The organism is Streptococcus sp. WB01_FAA12 (assembly GCF_012843315.1).
Taxonomy (GTDB): domain Bacteria; phylum Bacillota; class Bacilli; order Lactobacillales; family Streptococcaceae; genus Streptococcus.
The window spans coordinates 1-12,277 of sequence record NZ_JABAEX010000001.1; the positions used below are offsets into that span (position 1 = coordinate 1).

Consider the following 12,277-nt stretch of genomic DNA (forward strand, 5'->3'; position numbering starts at 1 on the left):
AACAGCGTATCTGCATCAATCAGTGCATCTGAATCAGCAAGCAACAACTCAAGTAGTACTTCAGTTTCAACAAGTACTTCAGTAAGCTTGAGTAACAGCGTAAGTACATCTACATCACTTAGCAATAGCGTTTCAAGCAGTTTGAGTACAAGTGCGTCACAACAATCTAACTCATTCAGCTATAGTAAGGGTGAGCCAACAAGCGAATCTAAGCCAGAGTTTAACCTTCCTAGCTACCTTGAATCTGTAAGTGCAAGTGAATCAGTTTCACTCAGCAAATCAGTAAGTGTGTCATTGAGCGATAGTACTTCAGCATCAATCAGCGCAAGTGAGTCAGTCTCAACAAGCACAAGCTTGAGTGACTGCGTTTCTGCCTCAATCAGTGCAAGCAACAACTCAGGTAGCGGTTCAGGTTCAACAAGCACAAGCAATGGCTCAGCTAGTCAATCAGCTAGCGCATCAGTATCTGTAAGTCAAAGCACTTCAGCATCTGTATCAGCAAGCCAATCAGCTTCAGCTTCAATCAGTGCAAGCAACAACTCAGGTAGTGGTTCAGGTTCAACAAGTACAAGCAATGGTTCAGGCGATGCCTCAACTTCAGCAAGTACTTCAGCAAGCATGAGCAACAGCGCAAGTACCTCAGCTAGCTTGTCTGACAGTGCTTCAATCTCAAGTGCATTGAACCACTCACAAGCTCCTGCACAACAACCTGCTGGACCAGGACGTTCAAACGGTAGAAAACTTCCAAATACAGGAACTGCAAGTAACCAATTTGCTGGTCTTGGATTAGGAGTAGCTGCCTTGGCAACTGCCTCTCTTCTTGCCAAGAAGAAGAAATCAGCAGCTTCTGAAATGGACCTAGAGGATTAAGTTTCAGGAACTGTCTAAAATGGAATGCTTGTTCCCATTCTAGCGATTGAAACAAGAACCCCAGATAGCCTTAGGCTATCTGGGGTTTATTTGTGGACTTATTTTTAATCTATAGGCCTTTTTAGTTCTTTCTGTCTACCTTTTTTGTTATACTAGTAGGAGTGATTATTTATAGAAAGTTTATGGGAGGCTGTTACTAAAAGCCTGAAAAAGGAAGAACGGATTTTTCTCCCATAATGGTAAAAAAGTCTTATGTCTCAATCTTATATCAATGTTATCGGAGCGGGATTGGCTGGTTCTGAAGCAGCCTACCAAATCGCAGAGCATGGTATTCCAGTTAAACTCTATGAAATGCGAGGCATCAAGTTAACGCCCCAGCACAAAACAGACAATTTTGCTGAGTTGGTTTGTTCCAATTCCTTGCGTGGAGATGCTCTGACAAATGCTGTTGGGCTTCTCAAGGAAGAAATGCGTCGTTTGGGTTCTGTTATCTTGGAATCTGCTGAGGCAACACGAGTTCCTGCTGGTGGAGCCCTTGCAGTGGACCGTGACGGTTTCTCCCAAATGGTGACCGAAAAAGTAGCCAACCATCCCTTGATTGAAGTGGTTCGTGATGAAATTACAGAATTGCCGTCAGATGTTATTACGGTTGTCGCTACTGGTCCTTTGACTAGTGACTCTCTAGCTGAGAAGATTCATGCTCTTAATGGCGGAGACGGTTTTTATTTCTATGATGCTGCAGCGCCTATCATCGATGTCAACACCATTGATATGAGCAAGGTCTATCTCAAGTCTCGATACGATAAGGGAGAAGCAGCCTATCTCAACGCTCCCATGACCAAGCAAGAATTTATGGATTTCCATGAAGCCTTGGTCAATGCGGAAGAAGCACCGCTCAATTCTTTTGAAAAAGAAAAGTACTTTGAAGGTTGTATGCCAATCGAAGTCATGGCTAAGCGTGGCATTAAAACCATGCTTTATGGTCCTATGAAGCCAGTCGGTCTTGAGTATCCAGACGACTATACAGGACCTCGTGATGGAGAATTCAAAACACCTTATGCAGTTGTCCAGCTCCGTCAGGACAATGCGGCTGGTAGTCTCTACAATATCGTTGGATTCCAGACCCATCTTAAATGGGGAGAACAAAAGCGTGTCTTCCAAATGATCCCAGGTCTTGAAAATGCGGAGTTCGTCCGTTATGGTGTCATGCACAGAAATTCTTACATGGATTCCCCAAATCTTCTTGAGCAGACCTATCGTTCTAAGAAACAGCCAAATCTCTTCTTTGCTGGTCAGATGACGGGTGTGGAAGGCTATGTCGAATCAGCAGCTTCAGGCTTGGTTGCGGGTATTAACGCGGCTCGACTCTTCAAGGGAGAAAGTGAGGCTATTTTCCCAGAGACTACAGCGATTGGAAGTCTGGCTCATTACATCACTCATGCTGACAGCAAACACTTTCAACCCATGAATGTCAATTTCGGGATTATCAAGGAATTGGAAGGCGAGCGTATCCGTGATAAAAAAGCTCGTTATGAAAAAATTGCAGAGCGTGCCCTTACCGACTTAGAGGAATTTTTAACGGTCTAATTTTTTGAAAGAATTGCTCACGATACTATAAAAATCTTAGAAATTGTGATAAAATAGGTAGGATAAAAAAAGGAGAGTAAAAATGGCTAACCCCAAGTATAAACGTATTTTAATCAAGTTATCAGGTGAGGCTCTTGCAGGTGAACGTGGCGTAGGGATTGATATCCAAACAGTTCAGAAAATCGCAAGAGAGATTCAAGAAGTTCATAGCTTAGGTATCGAAATTGCCCTTGTTATTGGTGGAGGAAATCTCTGGCGTGGAGAACCTGCTGCAGAAGCAGGAATGGACCGCGTTCAGGCAGATTACACAGGAATGCTTGGGACTGTTATGAATGCTCTTGTAATGGCAGATTCATTGCAACAAGTTGGTGTCGATACGCGTGTTCAAACAGCTATTTCTATGCAACAAGTGGCAGAGCCTTACGTACGTGGACGTGCCCTTCGTCATCTTGAAAAAGGCCGTATCGTTATCTTTGGTGCCGGAATTGGTTCACCTTACTTCTCAACAGATACAACAGCGGCCCTTCGTGCAGCTGAAATTGAAGCGGATGCCATCCTTATGGCTAAAAATGGCGTAGATGGTGTTTACAATGCCGATCCTAAGAAAGACAAGACAGCCGTTAAGTTTGAAGAATTGACTCACCGTGATGTTATCAACAAAGGTCTTCGTATCATGGACTCAACAGCTTCAACCCTCTCTATGGACAACGACATTGACTTGGTCGTCTTCAACATGAACCAACCAGGCAACATCAAACGTGTCGTATTTGGTGAAAATATCGGAACAACAGTTTCAAACAATATCGAAGAAAAGGAATAAGAAAATTATGGCTAACGCAATTGTAGAAAAAGCTAAAGAGAGAATGACCCAGTCTCACCAATCACTTGCTCGTGAATTTGGTGGTATCCGTGCAGGTCGTGCCAACGCAAGCTTGCTAGACCGTATCCACGTAGAATACTATGGAGTCGAAACTCCTCTTAACCAAATCGCTTCAATTACCATCCCAGAAGCACGTGTCTTGTTGGTAACACCATTTGACAAGTCTTCATTGAAAGACATCGAACGTGCCTTGAACGCTTCTGACCTTGGTATCACACCAGCTAATGACGGTTCTGTGATCCGCTTGGTTATCCCTGCTCTTACTGAAGAGACTCGTCGTGACCTTGCTAAAGAAGTGAAGAAGGTCGGTGAAAATGCTAAAGTAGCTATTCGTAACATCCGTCGTGATGCTATGGACGAAGCTAAGAAACAAGAAAAAGCAAAAGAAATCACTGAAGACGAATTGAAGACTCTTGAAAAAGATATTCAAAAAGTAACAGACGATGCTGTCAAACACATTGACGATATGACTGCCAATAAAGAAAAAGAACTTTTGGAAGTCTAAAAATAAACAGAAAAACTCAGTTGGCATTGCTGGCTGAGTTTTATTCGAAAGAAGGAAATATGAATACAAATCTTGCAAGTTTTATCGTTGGACTCATCATCGATGAAAATGACCGTTTTTACTTTGTGCAAAAGGATGGTCAAACCTATGCACTTGCCAAGGAAGAAGGGCAACATACAGTAGGGGATACGGTCAAAGGTTTTGCCTACACGGATATGAAGCAAAAACTCCGTCTGACAACCTTAGAAGTGACTGCAACTCAGGACCAATTTGGTTGGGGAACTGTAACAGAAGTTCGTAAGGACTTGGGTGTCTTTGTGGATACAGGCTTGCCTGACAAGGAAATCGTCGTGTCACTCGATATCCTTCCTGAGCTCAAAGAACTCTGGCCTAAGAAGGGGGATCAACTCTACATCCGTCTTGAAGTGGACAAGAAAGACCGTATCTGGGGACTCTTGGCCTATCAAGAAGATTTCCAACGTCTGGCTCGTCCTGCCTATAACAACATGCAGAACCAAAACTGGCCAGCTATTGTTTATCGTCTCAAACTGTCAGGGACCTTTGTCTATCTGCCAGAGAATAACATGCTTGGTTTTATTCACCCAAGTGAGCGCTACGCAGAGCCACGTTTGGGACAAGTTCTAGATGCGCGTGTCATTGGTTTCCGTGAAGTAGACCGTACGTTGAATCTTTCCCTCAAACCGCGTTCTTTTGAGATGTTGGAAAATGATGCCCAGATGATTTTGACCTACTTGGAAAGCAATGGCGGTTTTATGACCTTGAATGATAAGTCATCCCCTGAGGACATCAAGGCAACCTTTGGCATTTCTAAAGGTCAGTTCAAGAAAGCACTCGGAGGCTTGATGAAAGCTGGCAAAATCAAGCAAGACCAGTTTGGTACAGAGTTGATTTAGGCTTTCTAAGTATGATAAAGAAACTTGAAGAAATGAGTTTAGAGGAACTCTGGCAACTTTTTCCTATTTTTCTGGTAGAGCATAAATCAGAGTGGAAAGACTGGTATGAATCGGAAAAAGCAAATCTGAAAAAAATACTGGGTGAAAATGTCATTAAAAGAATAGAACATATCGGTAGCACTGCTATCCCTAATATTTGGGCCAAGAACATCGTTGATATTCTATTAGAAGTAGGCAAAATAGAGGATTTAGCAAAGGTCAGGGATCTATTGGTGAAGGATGATTGGCTAGTGATGTCGGAGAGTCCTAGCAGGATTTCGCTAAATAAAGGCTACACAGAGCAGGGCTTTGCCGAAAAAGTTTTTCATCTACATTTGCGACTGATGGGAGATCATGACGAGATTTTTTTTAGAGATTATCTCTGCCAGCATCCAGATATCGCCCAAGCGTATCAGGAATTAAAACTGGATTTGTGGAAAAAATTTGAACACAATCGAGATGCCTATACAGATGCGAAAACAGATTTTATAAAACACTACGTATCAGAGGCTAAGTCCAAGAATTTTCAAGAATCAGAAAAGTGTCATCAAAAAACTCTTGATAGGAGAAAGAATTGAGAAAATCATTTTACACTTGGCTCATGACTGAGCGCAATCCTAAAAGTAATAGCCCTAAAGCCATCCTAGCAGACCTCGCTTTTGAAGAGTCGGCTTTTCCAAAACACACAGATAATTTTGATGAGGTGAGTCGCTTCTTGGAGGAGCATGCCAGTTTCTCTTTCAACCTAGGAGACTTTGACGCCATCTGGCAAGAATACTTAGAACACTAGAGACAATGAGATGAGGCTAGTATTTTATTGTTCTCTTTGCTATAATAAAAAGAAATAAACGGATTAGAGAGGTTCTTTATTTGAAGGAACATTCAATAGACATTCAACTGAGTCATCCGGATGACTTGTTTCATCTTTTTGGATCCAATGAGCGCCATCTTCGTTTGATGGAAGAAGAGCTCGATGTGGTGATTCATGCCCGTACGGAGATTGTCCAGGTTTTGGGAGAAGAGACTGCCTGTGAGGAAGCCCGTCAGGTTATCCAGGCTTTGATGGTCTTGGTGAATCGGGGGATGACCGTTGGCACGCCAGATGTGGTGACTGCGATTAGCATGGTCAAAAACGATGAAATCGACAAGTTTGTCGCCCTTTACGAAGAAGAAATCATCAAGGATAATACTGGGAAACCTATCCGTGTCAAAACCTTGGGTCAAAAGCTTTATGTGGACAGTGTTAAACAGCATGATGTGACCTTTGGAATTGGGCCTGCAGGGACAGGGAAGACCTTTCTTGCAGTGACTTTGGCAGTGACTGCCCTTAAACGTGGACAAGTCAAGCGGATTATCCTGACTCGTCCAGCAGTGGAAGCGGGTGAGAGTCTAGGATTTCTTCCAGGTGATCTCAAAGAGAAGGTCGATCCTTACCTTCGACCGGTTTATGATGCCTTGTATCAGATTTTGGGGAAAGACCAGACGACTCGTCTCATGGAGCGTGAAATTATCGAAATAGCTCCCCTTGCCTACATGCGTGGTCGGACCTTGGATGATGCCTTTGTCATTCTCGATGAGGCGCAAAATACGACCATCATGCAGATGAAGATGTTTCTGACGCGTTTAGGCTTTAATTCTAAAATGATTGTCAATGGAGATATTAGTCAGATTGACCTACCACGTAACGTCAAGTCAGGTTTGATTGATGCTCAGGAAAAGCTCAAGAACATTCATCAAATTGACTTTGTTCATTTTTCAGCTAAGGATGTGGTTCGCCATCCAGTTGTCGCTCAAATTATCCGAGCCTATGAACCAGCTCCAGTTAAAAATGAAGAGAAGAACCAAGAAACAGAATAGCAAAAAAAGCAGTTCAGATGTGAACTACTCTTTTTGCTTTTTTATGAGTGTCTAGCTTTAAACAAGTTCGTCGATAGATGTGTGATCTTTATCGAGGCCTTGGGCAACTGGGAGGCTAGTCAAGTAACCTTGATAAGTTGTAACTCCTTCACGTAAGCCTTGATCTTCAGTGATTGCCTTCTTAAAACCTTTTCCTGCTAAGGCTTCGATGTAAGGAAGGGTGACATTGGTCAGGGCGATGGTAGAAGTACGAGCTACGGCACCAGGGATGTTGGCGACAGCATAGTGGAGCACCCCATGTTTTTCATAGACGGGTTCATCATGCGTTGTCACACGATCTGCTGTTGCGATAACACCACCTTGGTCAACGGCAACGTCAACGATGACAGATCCTGGACGCATTTGTTTGACCATCTCATCTGTCACCAGTTTTGGTGCCTTGGCACCAGGGATGAGAACTGCACCAATCACCACATCAGCATCTTTCACACTTGCTTCGATATTGAATGAATTGGACATAAGAGTTTGGATTTGGTTTCCGAAGACTTCCTCTAAGACTGAGAGTCGTTTAGCACTGATATCTAAAATAGTTACTTGAGCACCAAGTCCAAGGGCGATGCGGGCAGCATGTGTCCCGACGACACCGCCACCGATGATGGTTACTTTTCCTTTTGGAACACCCGGTACACCACCAAGTAGAACACCAGAACCGCCAGCTTGTTTGGTAAGGAAGTGAGCTCCGATTTGAACTGCCATACGACCAGCAACCTCACTCATAGGAACGAGGAGTGGCAGATGTCCTTGGCTGTCACGGACAGTTTCATAGGCAATTCCTGTTGTTTTTGCTGCTAACATAGCATCTGCTAATTCTGGAGCAGCGGCCATGTGCAAGTAGGTGAAGAGGAGAAGGTCGTCGCGCAAGTACCCATATTCAGAAGCTAGTGGTTCTTTTACTTTCACGACCAACTCAGCTGCCCAGGCTTCGTCAGCAGTAGCGACAATCTCAGCACCTTGCTTTTGATAATCGGCATCAGTAAATCCTGAACCGAGTCCAGCGTTTGTCTCGATGAGGACGCGATGACCACGGGTGATCAAACTATGGACACCAGCAGGTGTGAGGGCGACACGGTTTTCATTATTCTTAATTTCTTTTGGAATTCCGATTAACATATAGGTTTACTCCATTTTCTAAATTCGGGCCTTTAAAATCAAACATCACAGAGAAACCCGATTATCGTGATGTTTTTATTTTATATAAAACTGTTTCGAAAATCAAGAAAAACTTTTGCTTTGATGAGCTTTTTTTGATAAGCTAGTAGGAAAATACATAAGTTAGGGTAGGAGAAAGTTTTATGATAATCCATACAGAAGTCAATGCTGATACTTCTTCCCTCAACTTTATGTCAGTACAAAAGATTCATGTAAGACGTTGGGAGATAATTGGTGATTATAGAAGAAGGGGAGAGTATTTAGAGTATTTGATTTCGCAATTATATGATTATTCAACTAAAAATAATTTTAATCTATACCTAGTATTAGGGGATGATTGCTTTAATGATAATACTAGAATAGTCCAATATTATAAACTATGGAAATTGCTAAAAAAGCAACAGCTAGAGGTTAGGAATGCAATTTATTCCGAAGAGATTATGCTCACGAAGAATGATAAAGTGAAATTTTTTGGTGGAATTCAAATATTAGATAGAGAGTCTGTTTCAGACATTGTTTCAATCTTGCTAGCAAAACTAACAGCTCATTTATTATTGTTGCCAGAGGGACTTAAAGTTACAACTTTTTTACAGTCAGGTTTTTCAAAGATAATAGCTGAAAATAGTGAGTATATTGAGAATGTGGTTAGTAGTGGTGGAATTGTTTTATTCCGTGAAGGTTACTTTGACGATAGGAATACAGGTTTTATAGGTTTTGGGGGATTGTCCTTAATTACTAAAGATTTATTTGGAAAAACGAAATAAATCTAGATAAGCTAAAATCCTTAGATGTTGTAAATATAGCAGAGCCTCTTGTATTTGAAAACTTAGAGATTAAGAGGGATTCGCTTTTGAAACGAAAGGAGATAATATGGAATCAATCTTTTTAAAACTAGCACAGTATCCCATAGTCGAGACTGAGCATTTATTGTTTAGACCTGTAACCTTGGACGATGCAGAAGCCATGTTTGAGTATGCTTCAGACAGAGAAAATACACGCTACACTTTTCCAACAAATCAAAGCTTAGAAGAAACTAAGAATAACATTGCTCAGTTTTACTTGGCTAATCCCTTGGGCCGTTGGGGAATAGAACTAAAAAGCAATGGCAAGTTTATCGGAACTATTGACTTGCATAAGATTGACCCCATTCTCAAAAAAGCAGCTATTGGTTATATTATCAACCAAAAGTATTGGAATCAAGGATTGACGACAGAAGCCAATCGCGCCGTGATTGAGCTGGCTTTTGAGAAGGTTGGAATGAACAAGTTGACCGCTCTTCACGATAAGGATAATCCCGCATCAGGAAAGGTCATGGAGAAATCAGGTATGCGCTTTTCCCACGAAGAACCCTATGCCAGAATGGATAACAAAGAACCAGGTCGAATTATCACAAGAGTTCATTATGTCTTGACCAAGGAAGACTATTTTGCAAATAAATAAGCAGTTGAAAAGAAATTTTTCGACTGTTTTTTTCTTCCTCTTACGAATAATCTAAGAGAGGAGAAAATATGGAAGCAATTATCGAGAAAATCAAAGAATATAAAATCATTGTCATCTGTGCTGGCTTGGGTTTAGCCTTAGGCGGATTTTTCCTGCTAAAGCCAACTTCACAAACACCTGTGAAAGAAACAAATTTGCAGGCTGAAGTTGCGGCCGTTTCAAAGGATTCATCGTCTGAAAAGGAAGTCAAGAAGGAAGAAAAGGAAGAGTCTCCTGAACAAGATCTAATCACAGTAGATGTCAAAGGTGCTGTCAAATCGCCAGGGATTTATGACTTGCCTCTTGGCAGTCGAGTTCACGATGCCGTTCAGAAGGCGGGTGGCTTGACAGATGAGGCAGATAGCAAGTCGCTCAATCTCGCTCAGAAAATCAGTGACGAGGCTCTTGTCTATGTTCCAACTAAGGGAGAAGAAGCAGCTAGTCAGCAGGCTGCCTCTGGAACGACTCCTTCGACAAGTAAAGAAAAGAAGGTCAACCTCAATAAAGCTAGTCTGGAAGAACTCAAGCAGGTCAAAGGCTTGGGAGGAAAACGAGCACAGGATATTATCGACCATCGTGAGGCGAATGGCAAATTCAAGTCGGTAGATGAATTAAAGAAAGTCTCTGGTATTGGCGCTAAGACCATAGAAAAGTTAAAAGACTATGTTACAGTGGATTAAGAACTTCCCTATCCCCCTAATCTATTTGATTTTTCTGTTACTTTGGCTTTACTACGCCATTTTCTCTGCATCTTATCTTGCTTTACTAGGCTTTGTTTTTCTACTCATCTGTCTCTTTCTTCAATTTCCTTGGAAATCGGCCGGTAGAGTTCTAGCGATTTGTGGAGTTTTTGGTTTTTGGTTTTTGTTTCAAAATTGGCAACAGACACAAGCTAGTCAAAAGTTAGTGGATTCTGTTGAGAAGGTACGGATTTTACCAGATACTATCAAAGTCAATGGAGATAGTCTGTCCTTTCGGGGCAAGGCTGACGGCCGTACCTTCCAAGTTTACTATAAACTCCAGTCCGAGGAGGAGAAAGAGCTCTTTCAGGCCTTAACAGACCTTCACGAGATAGAGCTAGAAGGAAAACCTTCAGAGCCTGAAGGGCAGAGAAATTTTGGTGGATTTGACTACCAAGCCTATCTGAAGACTCAGGGAATTTACCAGACACTGACTATCAAGAGCATCCAGTCACTTAAACAGGTTAGCAGTTGGGATATAGGAGAAAATCTGTCTAGTTTACGTCGAAAGGCAGTAGTTTGGATCAAGATGCACTTTCCAGATCCTATGCGCAACTATATGACAGGTCTTCTTTTAGGACATTTGGATACGGACTTCGAGGAGATGAATGAACTTTATTCCAGTCTAGGAATTATCCACCTCTTTGCCTTGTCAGGTATGCAGGTGGGATTCTTTATGGATGCCTTTAAGAAACTCCTCTTGCGATTGGGCTTGACTCAAGAAAAGTTGAAGTGGCTGACCTATCCCTTTTCCCTTATCTATGCAGGTCTGACAGGATTTTCAGCCTCAGTCATTCGCAGTCTCTTGCAAAAGTTACTGGCTCAACATGGTGTTAAGGGCTTGGACAATTTTGCCTTAACAGTCCTTGTCCTCTTTATCATCATGCCCAACTTTTTCCTAACTGCAGGAGGGGTCTTGTCCTGCGCTTATGCTTTTATCTTGACCATGACCAGCAAAGAAGGGGAGGGACTCAAGGCTGTTGCCAGAGAAAGTCTAGTCATTTCCTTGGGAATATTGCCCACTCTATCCTTCTATTTTGCAGAATTTCAGCCTTGGTCTATCCTTTTGACCTTTGTCTTTTCTTTTCTGTTTGACTTGGTATTCTTACCGCTTTTGTCCATCTTATTCATTCTGTCTTTTGTTTACCCAGTCACTCAGTTTAACTTTGTCTTTGAGTGGTTGGAGAATATCATTCGCTTGGTATCGCAGCTGGCAAGCAGGCCTCTGGTCTTTGGACAACCCAATGCATGGCTTTTGATTTTACTTTTAATTTTATTAGCCTTACTGTATGATTTTAGGAAAAACATCAAGAGGGTAGCAGGATTAAGTCTCTTTATCGTGGGGCTCTTTTTCCTGATCAAGCATCCACTGGAAAATGAAATTACCATGCTGGATGTCGGGCAAGGAGAAAGTATTTTCCTACGGGATGTAACTGGTAAAACCATTCTCATAGATGTAGGTGGTAAGGCAGAGTATACTAAGAAAATCGAGGCTTGGCAGGAAAAGGCGACGACCAGCAATGCCCAGCGAACCGTGATTCCCTATCTAAAAAGTCGTGGGGTAGCCAAGATTGACCAGCTTATTTTGACCAACACAGACAAGGAACATGTTGGTGATTTGCTGGAGGTGACCAAGGCTTTCCATGTTGGGGAGATTTTAGTATCAAGAGGAAGTCTGACACAGAAAGAATTTGTAGCAGAACTAGAAGCAAGCCAAACCAAGGTACGTAGTGTGACAGCTGGGGAGAATTTCCCGATTTTTGGCAGTTACTTAGAAGTCCTATCTCCAAGGCAGATTGGAGATGGAAGTCATAGTGATTCCCTCCTTCTTTATGGGAAACTCTTGGATAAGCACTTTCTCTTCAGTGGAAACTTGAAAGAGAAGGGAGAGAAGGATCTTTTAAAGCAATATCCTGACTTAGAGGTGGATGTCTTGAAAGCTGGCCAACATGGTGCTAAAACCTCATCCAATCCAGCTTTCCTAGAAAAACTCAAACCAGAAATTACTCTCATTTCAGTTGGAAAAAACAATAGAACGAAACTCCCCCATCAGGAAACCTTGACTCGACTAGAGACCATCAAGAGTAAGATTTACCGAACTGACCAGCAAGGAGCTATTCGCTTTAAAGGATGGAATAGTTGGCGAATTGAAAGCGTTCGTTAGGAAGAAAAATGTCATATATTAGTGAAATAAACT

The 12,277-nt window shown here is 42.2% G+C and carries 13 protein-coding genes; 12 read left to right on the forward strand and 1 reads right to left on the reverse strand.

Translation table 11 applies throughout. The features are described from left to right. The 8 genes from HF881_RS00005 to HF881_RS00040 form a co-directional block, all read left to right on the forward strand. Nucleotides 1-870, forward strand: an 870-nt coding sequence (locus HF881_RS00005; protein ID WP_240956770.1) for an LPXTG cell wall anchor domain-containing protein, incomplete at its 5' end; no start/stop codon positions are given. Between the two features lie 252 nt (nucleotides 871-1,122). Continuing rightward, a complete protein-coding gene (gene trmFO, locus HF881_RS00010) occupies nucleotides 1,123-2,457 on the forward strand; it encodes a methylenetetrahydrofolate--tRNA-(uracil(54)-C(5))-methyltransferase (FADH(2)-oxidizing) TrmFO (RefSeq protein ID WP_169445945.1) in 1,335 nt (444 codons plus the stop codon). A gap of 82 nt (nucleotides 2,458-2,539) precedes the next feature. After that, nucleotides 2,540-3,277, forward strand: coding sequence for a UMP kinase (gene pyrH / locus HF881_RS00015; RefSeq protein ID WP_000002991.1), 738 nt, complete (start codon nucleotides 2,540-2,542; stop codon nucleotides 3,275-3,277). A 7-nt stretch (nucleotides 3,278-3,284) separates the two neighbouring features. Further along, entirely contained in the window at nucleotides 3,285-3,842 is a 558-nt protein-coding gene (frr, locus tag HF881_RS00020) for a ribosome recycling factor (protein ID WP_001262234.1), read from the forward strand. Between the two features lie 59 nt (nucleotides 3,843-3,901). Further along, on the forward strand, nucleotides 3,902-4,756 hold the full coding sequence (cvfB, locus tag HF881_RS00025) for an RNA-binding virulence regulatory protein CvfB (protein WP_049488665.1): 855 nt from the start codon (nucleotides 3,902-3,904) through the stop codon (nucleotides 4,754-4,756). A gap of 11 nt (nucleotides 4,757-4,767) precedes the next feature. Continuing rightward, nucleotides 4,768-5,373: a GrpB family protein gene (locus tag HF881_RS00030; protein WP_169445946.1), complete on the forward strand. Its 606-nt coding sequence runs from the start codon at nucleotides 4,768-4,770 to the stop codon at nucleotides 5,371-5,373. Further along, nucleotides 5,370-5,585, forward strand: a complete 216-nt coding sequence (locus HF881_RS00035) for a YozE family protein (protein ID WP_001232088.1) — start codon at nucleotides 5,370-5,372, stop codon at nucleotides 5,583-5,585. Before HF881_RS00030 ends, HF881_RS00035 begins: the two co-directional genes overlap by 4 nt. An 80-nt stretch (nucleotides 5,586-5,665) precedes the next feature. Next, a complete protein-coding gene (locus tag HF881_RS00040) occupies nucleotides 5,666-6,652 on the forward strand; it encodes a PhoH family protein (protein ID WP_169445947.1) in 987 nt (328 codons plus the stop codon). A gap of 57 nt (nucleotides 6,653-6,709) precedes the next feature. Here HF881_RS00040 and ald read toward each other — a convergent pair whose 3' ends face one another. Further along, on the reverse strand, nucleotides 6,710-7,822 hold the full coding sequence (gene ald, locus HF881_RS00045) for an alanine dehydrogenase (RefSeq protein WP_125399160.1): 1,113 nt from the start codon (nucleotides 7,820-7,822) through the stop codon (nucleotides 6,710-6,712). A gap of 182 nt (nucleotides 7,823-8,004) precedes the next feature. Here ald and HF881_RS00050 point away from each other — a divergent pair, with 182 nt between their 5' ends. The 4 genes from HF881_RS00050 to HF881_RS00065 all read left to right on the forward strand — a co-directional run bounded on the left by HF881_RS00050 (nucleotide 8,005) and on the right by HF881_RS00065 (nucleotide 12,244). Beyond that, nucleotides 8,005-8,625, forward strand: coding sequence for a hypothetical protein (locus HF881_RS00050; protein ID WP_169445948.1), 621 nt, complete (start codon nucleotides 8,005-8,007; stop codon nucleotides 8,623-8,625). 106 nt (nucleotides 8,626-8,731) lie between these two features. After that, nucleotides 8,732-9,301, forward strand: coding sequence for a GNAT family N-acetyltransferase (locus HF881_RS00055; protein ID WP_169445949.1), 570 nt, complete (start codon nucleotides 8,732-8,734; stop codon nucleotides 9,299-9,301). Nucleotides 9,302-9,369: 68 nt separating this feature from the next. Further along, nucleotides 9,370-10,020 carry a helix-hairpin-helix domain-containing protein gene (locus HF881_RS00060; RefSeq protein ID WP_169445950.1) on the forward strand — a complete coding sequence of 217 codons (651 nt, stop codon included), beginning with the start codon at nucleotides 9,370-9,372 and terminating at the stop codon, nucleotides 10,018-10,020. Continuing rightward, entirely contained in the window at nucleotides 10,004-12,244 is a 2,241-nt protein-coding gene (locus tag HF881_RS00065) for a DNA internalization-related competence protein ComEC/Rec2 (RefSeq protein WP_169445951.1), read from the forward strand. The genes HF881_RS00060 and HF881_RS00065 overlap by 17 nt, the downstream gene beginning before the upstream one ends. The last annotated feature ends 33 nt before the right edge of the window (nucleotides 12,245-12,277 follow it).